This is a genomic window from Leifsonia aquatica (genome assembly GCF_014190775.1).
In the GTDB taxonomy this organism is placed as follows: Bacteria; Actinomycetota; Actinomycetes; order Actinomycetales; family Microbacteriaceae; genus Leifsonia; species Leifsonia aquatica.
Window position 1 is genome coordinate 1 of sequence record NZ_JACHVP010000001.1, and the last position, 15230, is coordinate 15230.

A 15230-nucleotide genomic window follows, 5' to 3' on the forward strand; every position below is an offset into this window, starting at 1 on the left:
TGCGTATCCGAGGTCGAGCGCGAGTGTGGCGAGCGCGGGAGGTTCGGTCGAGCGCAGAGCCGCCGCGGCCTCCTGCAGCCGGTAGCGCTGGATGAGCCATTTTGGGCCGAAGCCGATGTGCCCGGCGACCAGGCGCTGGAGGTGTCGGACGCCGAGGCCGAACCGCGCGGCGAGATCCTCGACGCGGCGCAGTTCGCGGTCCTCCTCGACGGTTGCGACGATCTCGTCGACGAGCCGGGCCTCCTCGCCCGGCACCGGGAGGCCGCCCAGCCAGCTCTCGACGACGGTGACCGCGGCCGCGTCGTCGCCGTCGGCCATCGCGACGCGGACCACGGGCAGCAGGTCATCCAGCCCGTCGAGGGCGAGCTCGCTCGCGGGAAGGGCGGCGGGCAGCGAACGGAGGGAGGCGCCGGTCCAGCCGCGCGCGACACCCGGGCGCAGCAGCATCCCGAACGCCCATCCCGATCCGCGCAGGGTGCGGCCGCTCACGCCCCGGCTCGCCCGGTGCAGCAGGGCGGAGTCGGGCTCGATCACGAGGTTCGCCGCCGGGTACTCGAGCACCTGCGGGCGCAGGGTCCGCCCCTCCGGCAGGGTCCAGCGCGGCAGCCAGTAGTGCCGGACGAACGCGCTCGCCGCGTCGCCGGGGAAGACCCGGCCGATCCGCACGGGCTCGTCGCCGGTGCGCGTGAGCAGGCCGTTGCTGCGTGGCACGGCGGCGGTGTGCGGACTCACGCTGCCATACTTTCACGGTGAGCTCGATCCGTCCCTTCCAGCCGGCCGACCGCGACGATGTCTACGCGATCTGCGTCCGGACCGGGGCGAGCGGTCAGGACGCGACCGGTGCGTACTCCAGCGACGACCTGCTGCCCGACGTCTTCGCCGGGCCGTACATCGCCTACCAGCCCGATCTCGCCTTCGTCGTCGACACCGGCGATCACGTGGCGGGCTATGTGATCGCCGTCGCCGACAGCCTCGCCTTCGCCGACTGGTACGAGGCGGAATGGCTCCCGGCGTTCCGCGCGAAGTACCCGCTGGAGCGGGCCAGGGACGACGCCGAACGCCAGGCGATCGGCTTCGGACTCGACGTGCGCGAGGCGATCGTGCCCGAGGTCGACCGGTTCCCGGCGCACCTCCACATCGACCTGCTCCCCGAACTGCAGGGCCAGGGCTTCGGGCGCGCGCTCATCCGCACCCTGCTCGCTGCGCTGCGGGAACGCGGCGTGCCCGGCGTCTACCTCACGATGTCGCCCTCGAACCACGGCGCCCGGGCGTTCTACGAGCGGCTCGGCTTCACCGAGCTGCCGTCGAGCACACCGGACGCTCCGGCCCTCGGGATCGCGACCGACGCGACGCTCTGACGCCCGGGTTCAGCGCCCGACGAGCGCCGGGACCCGCTCGAACCAGTAGAGCAGTTCGGGGGAGGTGCGCCGCAGCTGGGCCAGCGTCATCGAGTCCTGCGGGCGCGTCACGGGGATGTCGAGCTCCTCGGCCACGCGCTCCATGTCCTCGAGGGACCAGAACTGCCCGCGCATCCGGATCAGGAGGCGGCCGTCCAGCCCGGTGATGAAGAGCTGGGGCAGGGTGTCGAGTGTGCTGCTCTCGTAGAGCTGCACCAGGAGGACAGATCCGACCTCCGCCGGACGCACGGCGACCACGCGGCCGAAGAAGCCGCGCTCCCGCACCCCGTCGGTGCCCACGGTGATCGTGACGCTCAGGAACGAGTAGACGCAGAGCACGGTGGCCGCGACGACCAGCAGGTGCGCGATCAGCACGAGCGGCCAGCCGCCGGTCGGGATCGACAGCCAGTAGAGCACGGCGAACACGGGGGTCGTCAGCGCCAGGATGGCGATCACGCCGCGCGTGAACAGGTACCGGAAGGGGCGCAGCACTGTTTCGCGCGTCACGCCTGTCTCCCGTCCGAGTTCCCGTTGCTCTGTCATCGAACCGAGCCTGACTTATCGGTCGGTGTCTCCGGTAGCGGCATTTTGGGGGACACGGGCCGCTTTCGCGGCGAGTTCGCGGGCCCGGATGCTGCGCACGCGGAACGCGCTCAGGATGGTCGCGAGCACCCCGACGGCGAAAAGGATGACGGTGCCGGCGTCGTGCATCGAGCGCCCGATGAGCAGCGTGATCACCGCGATGACCGCGGTGGCGCACAGCTGGGAGAACATCTTCTTGCTCATCGTCCCCATCTAACAGGAACCGGGTTCGCGGTGCCGACCCGTGAGGTGTGAATAGGATGTCTCCAGATCGAGGAGGGGTGAGAGGTGGCGACGCTCCGGGATGTCGCGGCCTTGGCGGGGGTTTCCGTCAAGACCGTTTCTAACGTTGTGAACGATTTCGAGTTCGTGCGCCCGTCGACCCGTGCGAAGGTCCAGGCCGCGATCGCCGAACTCGGTTACCAGCCGAACCTCGCCGCCCGCCAGCTGCGCGCCGGCCGCACGGGTGTGATCGGCCTCGCCGTCCCCGAGCTCCGCTTCAGCTACTTCGCCGAGCTGGCCGACGCCGTGCTGGAGGCGGCACGCGCCCGCGACTACGTGGTGCTCATCGAGCAGACCGGAGGGGCGCGAGAGGCTGAGATCGCCCTGCTCACCGGCTCGCGGACGGCCATGATGGACGGTCTCTTGTTCTCGCCCCTCGGCCTCTCCATCGACGACGCGGAGGTGCTCGACGTCTCGTACCCGCTGGTGCTGCTCGGAGAGCGGATCTTCGACGGACCCACCGATCACGTCGTCATCCAGAACGTGGAGGGCGCCGCCCTGGCCACCCGCCATCTGCTCGACGGCGGCCGGCGGCGCATCGCGGTGCTCGGCGCGCACGAGGGGGAGCGGGTCGGGTCGGCTGCGCTGCGCCTCCGCGGCCACCGCAACGCCCTCGATCAGGCCGGGATCGCGTTCGACCCGGCGCTCGTGGTCGCGCGGGAGGGGTGGCACCGCCGGGACGGCGCGGAGGCGATGCAGGAGCTGCTGGACAGGGGAGTCCCGTTCGACGCGGTCTTCGCGCTCAACGACGAGCTGGCCCTCGGTGCCCTGCGCACCCTGGCCCAGCACCACGTGGCCGTTCCGGAGGAGGTCGCCGTCATCGGCTACGACAACGTGACCGAGTCGCAGTTCGCGATGCCGAGCCTGTCGACCGTGGACCCGAATCGTGCTCGCGTCGCCGAGATCGCGGTGGAGGCACTGGTCGAGCGGATCGCCGGCCGTGTTCCGGCCGGGACGGGCCCCCGCCTGTTCGACGTGCCCGCGACCCTGGTGAAGCGGGAGTCCGCTCCCGCGCTCGCTGAAGCCGGCGCCGGGACGCCGGTCTCCGCCTCGGTCTGAGGCGTCGGGGAACCGACGTTGACGGAGCCCGGCGACGTTTGTACAATCGCTTCTACAACGTTGGAATTGCATCGTTGTAAACCCGACCCGATCCACGACGCGATCGGGCACACGAGAGGCATTCAATGAAGAAACTGCTTGCGACGCTCGCCGCCGCGGCCGGCGTCTCCCTGGCGCTCGCGGGCTGCTCCGGCTCGTCGGGCACGGACTCGTCCGGCCCCGTCACGCTCACCTTCTGGCACGGCTACACGGAGGCCGACGGCAAGGTGCTCGACCAGATCGTCGACGACTTCAACAAGTCGCAGGACAAGATCACCATCAAGACCACCACCAAGACCTGGGCCGTCATCGGCGACACCCTCCTCCCGGCGCTGTCGGCCAAGAAGGGGCCGGACATCGTCGCCATGCCGGCGGAGAATCTCCCGGTCTACGCCTCCAAGGGCGCCTTCGCGAAGCTCGACGACTTCTACTCGAGCGACGCGACGAAGAACGCCTCGCTGAACCCGAGCGCCGTCGAGATGGAGAAGGTCGACGGGTCGTACTACGGCGTCCCGACCGGCTTCGTCCCGCTCTCGGTCATCTACAACAAGACCCTCTTCGACAAGGCCGGGATCAGCAGCTTCCCGACCACGTGGGACGAATGGGTCGCCGATGCCAAGAAGCTCACGGTCGACGAGGACGGCGACGGCACCCCCGAGCAGTACGGGCTCGCGCTGCCCGACCACGCCACCGTCGGCAACGGCGTGTGGGCGAGCCTCTTCTACGGCAACGGCGGCGAGATCGTCGACGGATCGACGTCCGCGCTCGACTCGAAGGCCAACACCGAGACGCTGACCTACTGGGCCGACGCCGTGCGCAACGGCAAGATCTCGCCCACCGGCCTCGACGGCGTCGCCTCCGACAAGCTCTTCTCGTCGGGCAAGGCCGCGATGGAGATCGGCGGCCCGTGGATGGCGTCGGTCGCCACCGAGAACAAGATCGACTACGGCATCGCCGGCATCCCCGCCGGGCCGAAGAGCTCCGCCGCCTCGGCGATCGGCATCTCGGCCGCGGTGACGGCGCAGGCCGACTCGACCAAGAAGGCCGCCGCCGAGAAGTTCTTCGACTACTTCTTCACCAAGGAGGTCGCCACGAAGTGGTCGCTGGGCTCCGGCTGGCCGCCGCTGCGCACCGACATCCCGTCGTCCGCGGTGGCGTCGAACCCCGTCGTCGCCTCGCTCACCGACCTCGTCGGCGACGCCCGGCCGCTGCTGCCCGGTGTGGCCAACAGCACGGACGTGCTGTCGGCGGTCGACGAGGCCACCCAGAAGGCGCTCACCGGCGGCGACCCCGCCGACCTGCTGAAGTCCGCCTCCTCCCAGGTGCAGCAGGCCCTCGGGAACTGACACACCCGTGATCCACCCGGGCGGCCGTCGCAGTCACGGCGGCCGCCCACCACGAAAGCGACCATGACCTCACTCACCCGCTCCCGCGAGCGCAAGCGCGCGTACCGGCCGCCGGCCCCGCTCGGCGGGCGACCGCGCTCGGGGCGCCAGGCGCCGATCGCACTCCTGTTCCTCCTGCCCGCCCTCGTCATCCTGATCGCGTTCGTCGGCTGGCCGATGCTGTCGGCGCTCCGACTCTCCTTCACCAACGCCAGCGGCTTCGGGATCGAGGAGTGGGTCGGTCTCGACAACTACGTGCGCGTCTTCACCGACCCGCGCATCCTGTCGACCCTCGGCAACACCGCGGTCTACACGGTGCTGTTCACCCCGACTGCCCTGATCGCAGCCCTGCTGCTCGCCCTGCTCCTCGGCAACCGCAGGCTCATCGCCCGCGGGATCTTCCGCACGGCGCTCTTCCTCCCGTTCATCGTCTCCCTCGCCGTCGCCGCATTCGCCTGGACCTACCTGCTCGACCCGCAGGTCGGCCTCCTCAACTACTGGCTCCGCTCCATCGGCATCCAGCTCGGCAACGTCCTGCAGGATCCCGCGCTCGCGATGCCGACCGTCGTGCTGGTGGCGATCTGGAAGAACTTCGGCTTCTACATGGTGATCTTCATCGCGGGGCTGCAAGAGATCCCGGAATCGCTCTACGAGGCGGCGAAGATCGACGGAGCCGGGGCCTGGCGCCGGTTCATCAGCGTCACGCTGCCCCAGCTCAGCAACACGCTCGCCTTCGTGATCGTGTTCGCGATGATCGCGGCCCTGCAGGCGTTCGACCAGATCTACGTCATGACCGGCGGCGGCCCGTACCGCTCGACCCAGACCGTCGTGATGGAGATCTATCAGGAGGGCTTCAAGAAGCTCGACCTCGGCGTCGCCACCGCGCTCTCCTACGTGCTGCTGGCCGCCACCCTCATCCTCAGCCTGGTGCAGTTCCGGTTCTTCGGACGACGCGAGAAGGACAACGCCTGATGACCGCCGCAACCGCAACCACCCCGGCGCCGGCCCGGACCGGAGCCTCCCGCGGGCGCCGCCGGATCGGCCGCACCACCGAGCGCTGGCTGCTCTTCGCCGCCGTGCTGGCGCTCACCGCGATCGTGCTGCTGCCCGTCGCGATCATCGTGTTCACCGCCTTCAAGCCCGCGGCCGAGGTCAACGCGTTCCCGCCGACCCTGGTGCCGGGTACCTGGACGCTGGACAACTTCACGAAGATCTTCAGCGACCTCCCGTTCGCGCGGCTGTTCCTCAACAGTCTCGTCTTCGCGGGAGGCGTCACGGTCTTCGCGCTGTTCTTCGACTCCCTCGCGGCCTACGCGCTGGCACGGCTCGACTTCCGCGGGAACCGGGTGCTCCTCGTCGTGATCGTCGCCAGCCTGATGATCCCGTTCCAGGCGACGCTCATCCCCGTCTACCAGCTGGTGGCGCAGCTCGGCTGGGTGAACAGCTTCGCCGGGCTGATCATCCCGCGCGCCGCCGACGCGTTCGGCATCTTCTTCCTGCGGCAGTTCTTCCTGTCGCTGCCCCGCGACCTCGACAACGCGGCGCGCATCGACGGGGCGGGGGAGTTCCGCATCTTCCGGAGCATCGTGCTGCCGAACGCGGTGCCCGCCATGTTGACGCTCGCCATCTTCACGTTCGTGAACAACTGGAACGACCTGCTCTGGCCGCTCGTCTTCACGACGTCGCCCGAGATGGGGACGATCACGTCGGGCCTCACCCTGCTGACCGGCCCGAGCGGCATCATCCCCTACGGCACGATGATGGCCGGCTCCCTGATCGCGGTGCTCCCGCTCGCGGTCATGTTCCTGATCATGCAACGGCGCTTCATCGAGAGCGTCGCGACCACGGGGATCAAGTGATGACGACGACGGACCGCTGGTACCGCGACGGCCGGCTGCACCTCGGGCTCGGCATCGAGGACACCTTCGTGCCCCAGGCGCGGCCCGGCGAGCGCGCGATCGACGAGTACGAGCTGACCGAGCACTACGAGCGGTTCGACGCCGACTTCGCCCTCGCGGCCGGTGTCGGCGCCGAGCTCCTGCGCTGGGGCGTGCCCTGGTACCGTGTCGCCCCCGAGCCGGGCGTCTGGGATTGGGAGTGGACCGACCGCGCGATCGAGTCGATGCTCGGGCACGGGATCCGGCCGATCATCGACCTGCTGCACTACGGCACGCCGCTCTGGCTGGACGGGCAGTTCGCGCATACCGACTATCCGCGCCATGTCGAGGAGTACGCCCGCCGCTTCGCCGAGCGGTACGGCGATCGGGTGACGGACTACACGCCGGTCAACGAGCCGGTCATCCACGCCCTCTTTTCGGGAGAGTACGGCTACTGGCCCCCGTACCTGGAGGGAGCGGACGGCTTCGCCCGCATCGCGGCGAACCTCGCCCGCGGCTTCGTGCGCAGCCAGCGCGCGATCGCCTCGGTGATCGGCGACCGTGCGGTGTTCGTGCACGTTGACGCGGCGATGAGCTTCATCGGCGACGACACCGCGCCCGAGCACCGTGAGGAGGCCGAACGGCTGCGCCACCAGGTCCACCTCGTGGAAGATCTCGTCACCGGCCGCGTGGATGCCGCCCACCCGTTGCGCGACCGCCTGGCCTCGGCCGTGCCGGACGACGAGCTGGAGTGGTTCCGCGTCAACGCGGTGCATCCGGACATCATGGGCGTCAACTACTACCCGCGTCATTCCACCGAGCTCTTCGAACCCGGCGTGCGCCACGGGGGCGGCTTCGCCGACCCGCGACCGAGCGTCGACCGCGGCGCGGAGGGGCTCCGGGAGTCCTTGCTGTCGTTCGCGCGCCGCTACGGCGCTCCCGTGATGGTCACCGAGACCTGCGTGACGGGCACGGTCGACGAGCGACTCGCCTGGCTCGACGACTCGCTCGCCCTCGTCGAGGGGATGCGCGCCGACGGCGCCGACATCGTGGGCTACGTCTGGTGGCCGCTCTTCGACATGTACGAATGGACCTGGCGGCACACGGATGCGCCCCGGGCGGACCACCTCCTCACGATGGGGCTCCACGACCTGGTCGAGTCGCCCGACGGATTGCTGCGTGTGGCGAACCCCGTCGCCGACCGATACCGCGAGCACGCAGGCCGCCTGGCGGACGCCGCCTCGACCACGACCTCCTCACCGACCGCAGACCACCGACGGAAGAACGAATGAACACTGCACACCTCTCCCTCCGCCCCTCCGCCGTCATCGGTGCGATCAGCCCGAGGATCTACGGCTCGTTCCTCGAGCACCTCGGGCGGGCCGTGTACGACGGCATCTACGAGCCGGGCCACCCGAGCGCAGATGCCGACGGCTTCCGCACCGACGTGATCGAGCTGGTCAAGGAACTCGGCGTCTCGACCGTGCGCTACCCGGGCGGCAACTTCGTCTCGGGGTTCAAGTGGGAGGACTCCGTCGGCCCGCGCGAGGAGCGGCCCACCCGGCTCGATCTCGCCTGGCACTCGACGGAGAGCAACGAGATCGGCCTGCACGAGTTCCAGGACTGGCTCGACAAGGTCGGCAGCGAGCTCATGCTCGCAATCAACCTGGGCACCCGCGGCGTCGCCGAGGCGCTCGACCTGCTCGAGTACGCCAACCACCGCGGCGGGACCGCCCTGTCGGAGCAGCGGATCGCCAACGGCCGCACCGACCCGTTCGGCGTCAAGATGTGGTGCCTCGGGAACGAGATGGACGGGCCCTGGCAGGTGGGTCACAGCACCGCCGAGTACTACGGCACGCTCGCGGCGAAGACCGCGCAGGCGATGAAGATGGTCGACCCGGACCTCGAGCTCGTCGTCTGCGGCTCCTCGAGCTCGTCGATGCCGACCTTCGGCGAGTGGGAGCGGGTCACGCTCACGCACGCCTACGAGGACGTCGAGTACATCTCCTGCCACGCCTACTACGAGAACACGGGCGACCTCGGAGCCTTCCTCGCCTCGGGCGTCGACATGGACTACTTCATCAACAGCGTCGTCGCGACCGCGGACCACGTGAAGGCCGTCCGCGGCAGCACGAAGACGATCGACATCTCGTTCGACGAGTGGAACATCTGGTACAACACCCGCTTCGAGACCGTCGACCGCATCGCGGGCGTCGACAACTGGCCGACCGCGCCCCGCCTCCTCGAGGACACCTACACGGTCTCGGACGCTGTCGTCTTCGGCAGCCTCCTGATCACCCTGCTCAAGCACGCCGACCGTGTGACCAGCGCCTCCCTCGCCCAGCTCGTCAACGTGATCGCCCCGATCAGACCGAGCCCGGCGGGCCGGCCTGGCGCCAGACGACGTTCTTCCCGTTCGCCGCCACGTCGGCGAACGGGCGGGGAGTGGCCCTCGACGTCCACGTGACCAGCGGCACGTACCCGACCGAGCGCTTCGGCGAGGTTCCGCTCGTGGATGCCGTCGCCACCCATGACGCCGAGTCCGGCCGGTACGCGATCTACGCGGTCAGCCGCGCGGTCGACGCGCCCACCGAGCTGGTCATCGACCTCGCCGAGCTCGGCGCCGACGCTACCGGCCTCACCGTGAGCGCCCGTACCCTGAGCGACCCGGACCTCGACGCCGCCAACACGCTCGAGAACCCCGACCGCGTCTCCCTCGCCGAGGCCCCGATCACGCGCGACGGCTCGACCCTCCGGATCGAGCTCCCCGCCGTCTCGTGGACGGAGATCCTGCTCGGCTGAGCGCTTGGCTCCGCGTTGCCCTGAGTAGTCACGACACGCCCTTCTCCGCGACAAGACGTCACGGGGGAGGGCGTGTCGTGCCGTCTCGGTGAGCTCCATTTCCGCAAAGCGCTCATCGCCGGTGGCCCCGACGGCTGACCTCCCGGTTCAACCGACCCAGGAGAAGATGTTCCAGCCGACGCCGATCCGCACCGGGGCTCCCCACCGTCCGGGCGTATAGGGATAGACCCACAGCTGACCGGACGCGTCACGACCGACGACGTCCGGTGCACCGTCCCCGGTGTCGTCGCCGGCGATGAGGATCCGGTTCATCACATCCCATCCGGTGCCGATGACGGTGGGTGCTTTCCACCCGGCCGGCGTGTGCGGGTAGACGAGCAGGCGTCCGCTGCTGTCGCGGGCGACGATGTCGGCGAATCCGTCACCCGTGAGATCGGAACCGCCGATGATCGTCGTCATGCCGCTCCACCCGACTCCTACGACCTGCCCACTCGTGGCGAGATCGCCGAAGCCGTTGCTCTCGAAGAGGAGGAGACGGCCGGCAGCGTCACGCGCGAGGAGGTCCGGGCGGCCGTCGCCCACGAAATCGCCCGCCGCCACGACCGCCGTCATGCCGCCCCATCCGGATCCGATGCGCTTCGCGGAGAGCCAGCCGTCGTGCCCGTTGCCCCGATAGAGCATGAGGTCCCCTGCAGTGTTCACGCCGATGACATCCGGGTATCCGTCGAGGTCCCAATCTCCGGCGGAGACGACGAGTCGCATGGCGCCCCATCCCGAGCCGACCTGCTTCGACGTCGGCGTGCTCCAGCCGAGCCGCCCGTTCGTGCGGTAGCTCAGGAGGCGTCCCGTGCCGTCGATGGTAAGCAGGTCGACGGGTCCGTCTCCGGAGTAGTCGTGCAGGGGAACCGGCCGCGGGGCATCGGCGAGGATCGCGTCGATGCCGCTGACGGTCTGGCCCCGCATGAGATCGATCGGCGTCGCCCGTGCAGCCGTGGGCGAGTCGCGCCAGTACTCCGAGACGGCGGGATACAGGAGATCGACACTGACGTTCGGGCTCGACGTGAATTCCACCAGGACCTTCGTGGCAGGCAGCCCCCTCATCCGGTATCGGCCGAGACTGTCCGGAGTGGCCGCACCGACGGTCGCCCGCTGGCCGTCAGCGGTGACAGCGTACGCGAGCACCCCGACAGGCTTCTGACTGAGACCGTGGTACACATAGCTCGTCGTGCCCGTGATCACCGCCTCGTCCGACAGCGTCCCGTCGATCCCCGTGACCTGCTGGTCGGCCGACACATGGACGAGAGCGGCTCGGGTCGGGAAGACGGTGCCGCCGTAGTAGACCGAGTCGAATCCCGGGCCGGAGAAGTGAACGCGGTAGTCGCCTGGTGGCACCTGACTGACGGAGTAGCGCCCGGTACTGTCCGCGGTCGCATACAGCTCGACGTCACCGGCCGGCGACTGGAGGAGGATCCGCGTATCCACCAGGCGGTGGGTGGGGTCGCTGCCGTTGTAGTGGACCGTCCCCGACACACGTGCGCCGGAGGTCGCCTTCATATCGATACCCGTCACCGCCTGTTGCGCAGTGACGGTGATCGGCGTCGCGGTCGCGAGGGAGCCTTTGCCGCTCCAGAATTGGGCGGCGATGCCGTACGCGGGGGAGAACTGCACTCGGTACGTCCCCGGCCACAGGCCGCCGATCGTGTACCGGCCGTCAGCATCGGTGGTGATCGCGACGATCGGCAATGCGGATCCGGTGCTGTCGTACGGGATCACGGAGGTCGCCTCCACCGGTGCTCCATCGTGGGTCACCCTTCCCGAGATCGTCGCCCCCGCCGGGATGAGGACGGTCGGGACCGTGACACTCGTGCCGTCCGCGACGACGATGGGCGTCTCCGTCGAGAGCGACGGGGCGCCGCGCCAGTACGGGGTGAGGAGGTTGCCAGGTCTGTTCCATGACTCGAAGCCGAGCCGGTAGGAGCCTGCAGGCAGGTTGCCGAAGACGAAGTGGCCGTCGGCCAGCCCGGCGGCGGTGCTTCTCACGCCGCCGGCATCGTAGAGCGTTACGGACACGGCGCTCAGCGGCGTTCCTGGTGCGGCGGCAGCGGCAACCGTCCCACTGATGCTCCCGGTGCTCGCCGGTACGGCGGCCTGGGCCGGCGGCGTCACCAGAGCGGCGAGGATCATGGACGCAGCGGCGATGCTGGCCGCACGCGCGAGGCGGGCGCGGAGGATGGGGCGGGGCACGGTCATCGGAGCCTCTTCGGGTCGGGCCAGCAGCGCGCACCGCGCTCGCGAAAAGCTATCACGCGGTATGACCAGATGCCCCGAGACGTTACACGCTGCTTACATTCGTGAGAGGTCGCCCGCAGCCCGATCGTCCGACGCCATCGGCGGCTTCTGGAAGTACAGCGGCGCCAGCCCCAGGGTGACCCCGCACGCCAGCGCGTTCATCGCGGTCAACATTCCGGAGGCGCCGACGATGAAGCCGAGGAACGCGACCAGCAGGATCGCCAGGACCGCGAACGGCGCGATCTGCTGCGTGCGGTAACGCAGATCGCGGGGGCCTCGCCGATACCTCTGGTTGCTCTCCGCCCCGAACCTCCTGCTGGCCCAGCCCATCGCCGAGATCGCCACGATGACGATGAGGGCGAACCACGACCAGTGCGCTCCCAGCGGGTCGCTGAGCTGGAGTGAGAGCGCCCACAAGTACACGGCGACGACGGCCACCGGGACCGCGAGGTTCAGGTACCCCCATGGCCCGAAGACGATCTGTCCGGTCGCGGTGGGCCGATCGGCCCCCATGGTCGCCCCGCCGACTTCGCGATTCTGCAACATCCACCGACCCTACGCCCCTGCTACGAGTGCGGTACCGCGAGCGGGCCACGCACATTCGTGCCGAATGTCGACTTTCGCGCCGCCAGAGTCGACATTCGGCACGAATGTCGGCGCCGTCGCGGCCCTCTCCTCGGCGCTAGGGTTGCGGGCGTGACCGACCTCTCGTGGCGCCCGCTGACCGTCTCCGACGGTGCCGCGATGGCCGACCTCCTGAACGCGATCGACGCGGAGGACCACGTGTGGGGGCAGTACACCGTGGAGGACGCCGCCGAGGAGTTGGAGTCTCCGGTCGACGACCTCCCGACCTCCACCCTGGCCGTGTTCGAGGGCGCGACGATGGTCGGCTTCTCGGCGGTGCACTACAAGCCGGCGGCCGAGATCGTCCACCGGGTGCAGGCGGCCGGTGCCGTGCGCCCCACCCATCGCCGCCAGGGACTCGGCACGAGGCTCATGCGCCACGGTCTGGAGACCGCCCAGGAGCTGCACGCGCTGCATCACCCCACGCTCCGGCTGGTCGTCGAATCCGTCTACGGCGAGCACGTCGACGGCGCCGTCGCCCTGTACCGTGCGGCGGGCATGACGGCGACGAAATGGAGCCGGCACCTGCGGCATCCACTCGGCGACGCCATCCCGGACGCCCCGATCCCGGACGCCCCGATCCCCGACGGCCTGCGGATCGAGGCGTACACGGTCGAGACCGACGAGGAGTTCCGCGCGGTCCGCAACGAGGTCGCCCTGGCCGAGGGGAGGTCGCAGCTCAGCGCCGAGGAGTGGACGGTCTGGGCGGTGAACTCCAGCTTCCGGCCCGAGTCGAGCTTCCTGCTCCGCGACGTCGGGAGCGGGGCGGTGGCCGGGGTGGTGCTGGTGGTCTCGTGGGAGGCGGAGACCGCGGCGACCGGCGTCCGTGACGCCTACTTCCGGGTCATCGCCACGCGGCCCGCGTACGAGGATCGCGGCGTCGCAGAGGCCCTGATCTCCCACGCCCTGCGGGATGTGCAGGCCCAGGGCTACGGACGCGCCAGCCTCCGTGCCGATGCCGACCCGTCGAGCGCGGAGCTGCGGCTCTACGAGAGCGCCGGGTTCGTCACCCACGACACCCAGGTGCACTACAGCATCGAGCTCTGACGCGCCCCGGCACGCGTGGCCGCGACACATTCGTGCCGAATGTCGGCTTACGCGGCTCCGAAGTCGACATTCGGCACGAATGTCGCGACCGGCGCGCGGCGAGAGAGGGACTACTGGCGGAGAATGGGGGATTCGAACCCCCGAGGGCTTGCACCCAACACGCTTTCCAAGCGTGCGCCATAGGCCACTAGGCGAATTCTCCTTGGTTGCCACCGCCTTGCGGGCGACGGCTCACAATATCCTAGCGGACGCGAGGAGGGGGTCCGTGCACGAGCCCCCAGATCGACCCGCTAGACTGTTCGACGGCTCCCCACGTGGCGCCATCCAGGCCAACTCCCCCAGGGCGGAAACGCAGCAAGGGTAACCGGGCTCTGGCGGGTGCGTGGGGGGTCTTTTTCATTCCATCGCCGCGGGGCGCCCGCGTAGAGTGAGGGCAGCATCGCCCGCTCTTCTACGTTCTGTAGAATGGGCATCCCGCCGAAGAATGGAATGGTGGAGTGACCGAGCAGATGGCCGAGCTGGCCTCCGAAGCGTATGTCGTGGGCTTCCCCCTGGTGTTCGACCTGGAGCAGGTCGAACGTTTCGTGAGCGCCGGGATCGGAGCCGTCCCTCCCACCCCGTACAACGTGTTCGGCCACGGGCGCACGCTGGCCGGGCCGGCCGACACGTTCGTGTCGATCAACAACGACACCGTCTACTCCATGGCCCAGGTCGACCTGAGCGTCGGGCCGGTGCTCCTGAGCGTCCCGGAGGCGGGGGAGCGCTACTACGTGCTGCAGTTCGTCTCGGCGTGGACCGAGAACTTCGCCTACATCGGCACTCGCGCGACGGGAGGCGGAGCGGGGGACTTCCTGCTGCTCCCGCCCGACTGGGAGGGACCGGAGGCCGACCCGGAGGATCCCGCCGGCGGCCCGACGCGCATCCATTTCCCGACCCGCATCGCCTCCATCGTCGGCCGCTGGGCCGTGGACGGCGAGGAGGACCTCCCTGCCGTGCACGCCCTCCAGGACGCCCTGACGCTGACCCCGCTGCGCCGGTCGCTGACGCCTCCCGACGGCGTGCCCCCGGTGGCGCCCGCGGCGACCGAGGCGCTGACCTTCTTCGAGCGGATGCGGGTCTGGTCGCAGGCGTTCCCGCCGGCCGAGCGCGATCGCGCCGCGCTGGCGACGTACGCCGGGCTCGGCCTCACCGGGGACGTCCCCGTCGACGCGCTCCCGGCGGAGGTCCAGGCCGCACTCGAGACCGGCTACGCGGTGGGCAAGGAGGCGCTCGAGGCCTCCCTGCGCACCGGAGCGCCGGTCGTCGACCACTGGCAGCTCACCCTGCACTCGTTCGACTACAACCTCGACTTCTTCGAGGTCGGGACGCTCGACGACCCGGCCTGGAAGCTCGACGACCCGCGCACCCGGTACGCCGTCCGCGCCGGCGCGGCCCTCGGCGGGCTGTGGGGCAACCACGGCTACGAGGCCGTGTACTCCGCGACGTACGAGGATGCGGACGGCAACGCGCTCACGGGTGAGCACGCGTACCGGCTGCGCCTCGCGCCGACCCCGCCGGTCGGCGCCTTCTGGTCCCTCACCATGTACGACCTCCCGGGATACTTCCTCGTCGCGAACGCGGCGGACCGGTACTCCCTGGGCGACCGCACGAGGGGGATCGTGTACGACGACGACGGAGGACTGACGATCACGATGAGCACCACCCGACCGACCGATCCCACCGAGGCCGCCAACTGGCTGCCGACGCCGGAGGGGGAGTTCCGCCCGCTGATGCGCATGTACGCGCCGGGAGCCGCCGTGCTCTCGGGCGAGTACCGTCTGCCGGCCATCGAGCGGATCGGCTGAGAC

The 15230-nt window shown here is 69.8% G+C and carries 13 protein-coding genes, 1 tRNA gene, 1 other RNA gene and 1 pseudogene; 10 read left to right on the forward strand and 6 right to left on the reverse strand.

Annotation, left to right across the window (positions count from 1 at the left end; all coding sequences use genetic code 11):
* The coding region (locus FHX33_RS00005; protein ID WP_183428030.1) for a helix-turn-helix domain-containing protein at positions 1-732 on the reverse strand (732 nt) is incomplete at its 3' end.
* A gap of 17 nt (positions 733-749) precedes the next feature.
* Between FHX33_RS00005 and FHX33_RS22025 the strand changes: the two genes are divergently transcribed.
* Positions 750-1358, forward strand: a complete 609-nt coding sequence (locus FHX33_RS22025) for a GNAT family N-acetyltransferase (protein ID WP_021757809.1) — start codon at positions 750-752, stop codon at positions 1356-1358.
* A gap of 9 nt (positions 1359-1367) precedes the next feature.
* Here FHX33_RS22025 and FHX33_RS00015 read toward each other — a convergent pair whose 3' ends face one another.
* Entirely contained in the window at positions 1368-1904 is a 537-nt protein-coding gene (locus FHX33_RS00015) for a hypothetical protein (RefSeq protein ID WP_039920990.1), read from the reverse strand.
* A 51-nt stretch (positions 1905-1955) separates the two neighbouring features.
* Positions 1956-2183, reverse strand: coding sequence for a hypothetical protein (locus tag FHX33_RS00020; RefSeq protein WP_039920988.1), 228 nt, complete (start codon positions 2181-2183; stop codon positions 1956-1958).
* Positions 2184-2267: 84 nt separating this feature from the next.
* Between FHX33_RS00020 and FHX33_RS00025 the strand changes: the two genes are divergently transcribed.
* From FHX33_RS00025 to arfA, 6 genes and pseudogenes are all read left to right on the forward strand, one after another.
* Positions 2268-3320, forward strand: a complete 1053-nt coding sequence (locus FHX33_RS00025) for a LacI family DNA-binding transcriptional regulator (RefSeq protein ID WP_021757804.1) — start codon at positions 2268-2270, stop codon at positions 3318-3320.
* A gap of 125 nt (positions 3321-3445) precedes the next feature.
* Positions 3446-4705 carry an ABC transporter substrate-binding protein gene (locus tag FHX33_RS00030; protein ID WP_021757802.1) on the forward strand — a complete coding sequence of 420 codons (1260 nt, stop codon included), beginning with the start codon at positions 3446-3448 and terminating at the stop codon, positions 4703-4705.
* Between the two features lie 63 nt (positions 4706-4768).
* Positions 4769-5716, forward strand: coding sequence for a carbohydrate ABC transporter permease (locus tag FHX33_RS00035; RefSeq protein WP_021757800.1), 948 nt, complete (start codon positions 4769-4771; stop codon positions 5714-5716).
* Entirely contained in the window at positions 5716-6603 is an 888-nt protein-coding gene (locus FHX33_RS00040; protein WP_021757798.1) for a carbohydrate ABC transporter permease, read from the forward strand. The genes FHX33_RS00035 and FHX33_RS00040 overlap by 1 nt, the downstream gene beginning before the upstream one ends.
* Positions 6603-7913, forward strand: a complete 1311-nt coding sequence (locus FHX33_RS00045; RefSeq protein ID WP_021757796.1) for a family 1 glycosylhydrolase — start codon at positions 6603-6605, stop codon at positions 7911-7913. Before FHX33_RS00040 ends, FHX33_RS00045 begins: the two co-directional genes overlap by 1 nt.
* A pseudogene (gene arfA / locus FHX33_RS00050) lies at positions 7910-9423 on the forward strand (arabinosylfuranosidase ArfA). Before FHX33_RS00045 ends, arfA begins: the two are co-directional and overlap by 4 nt.
* 147 nt (positions 9424-9570) lie before the next feature.
* Here the strand turns inward: arfA and FHX33_RS00055 are convergent.
* Complete coding sequence (locus tag FHX33_RS00055; protein ID WP_021757793.1) at positions 9571-11673, reverse strand: carboxypeptidase regulatory-like domain-containing protein; 2103 nt, start codon at positions 11671-11673, stop codon at positions 9571-9573.
* A 93-nt stretch (positions 11674-11766) separates the two neighbouring features.
* The gene (locus FHX33_RS00060; RefSeq protein WP_021757792.1) at positions 11767-12258 is read right to left on the reverse strand and encodes a hypothetical protein; all 492 of its coding nucleotides are present in this window, start codon (positions 12256-12258) and stop codon (positions 11767-11769) included.
* A gap of 150 nt (positions 12259-12408) precedes the next feature.
* On the opposite strand from FHX33_RS00060, the gene FHX33_RS00065 reads away from it, so the two are divergent.
* Complete coding sequence (locus FHX33_RS00065; RefSeq protein ID WP_021757790.1) at positions 12409-13383, forward strand: GNAT family N-acetyltransferase; 975 nt, start codon at positions 12409-12411, stop codon at positions 13381-13383.
* A gap of 114 nt (positions 13384-13497) precedes the next feature.
* Here the strand turns inward: FHX33_RS00065 and FHX33_RS00070 are convergent.
* Positions 13498-13585: transfer RNA gene (locus FHX33_RS00070), tRNA-Ser, on the reverse strand.
* Between the two features lie 99 nt (positions 13586-13684).
* Between FHX33_RS00070 and ffs the strand changes: the two genes are divergently transcribed.
* Both ffs and FHX33_RS00080 read left to right on the forward strand, forming a co-directional pair.
* Positions 13685-13781, forward strand: an RNA gene (ffs, locus tag FHX33_RS00075) — signal recognition particle sRNA small type.
* Positions 13782-13880: 99 nt separating this feature from the next.
* Positions 13881-15227 carry a DUF1254 domain-containing protein gene (locus tag FHX33_RS00080; protein ID WP_021757786.1) on the forward strand — a complete coding sequence of 449 codons (1347 nt, stop codon included), beginning with the start codon at positions 13881-13883 and terminating at the stop codon, positions 15225-15227.
* Positions 15228-15230 lie beyond the last annotated feature (3 nt).

Excerpts from the sequence above, each read along its gene's own strand:
- FHX33_RS00040 (WP_021757798.1), top strand. The coding sequence starts at position 5,716 with ATGACCGCCGCAACCGCAACCACCCCGGCGCCGGCCCGGACCGGAGCC.
- FHX33_RS00055 (WP_021757793.1), bottom strand. The coding sequence starts at position 11,673 with ATGACCGTGCCCCGCCCCATCCTCCGCGCCCGCCTCGCGCGTGCGGCC.
- FHX33_RS00045 (WP_021757796.1), top strand. The coding sequence starts at position 6,603 with ATGACGACGACGGACCGCTGGTACCGCGACGGCCGGCTGCACCTCGGG.
- FHX33_RS00020 (WP_039920988.1), bottom strand. The coding sequence starts at position 2,183 with ATGAGCAAGAAGATGTTCTCCCAGCTGTGCGCCACCGCGGTCATCGCG.
- FHX33_RS00035 (WP_021757800.1), top strand. The coding sequence starts at position 4,769 with ATGACCTCACTCACCCGCTCCCGCGAGCGCAAGCGCGCGTACCGGCCG.
- FHX33_RS00030 (WP_021757802.1), top strand. The coding sequence starts at position 3,446 with ATGAAGAAACTGCTTGCGACGCTCGCCGCCGCGGCCGGCGTCTCCCTG.
- FHX33_RS00060 (WP_021757792.1), bottom strand. The coding sequence starts at position 12,258 with ATGTTGCAGAATCGCGAAGTCGGCGGGGCGACCATGGGGGCCGATCGG.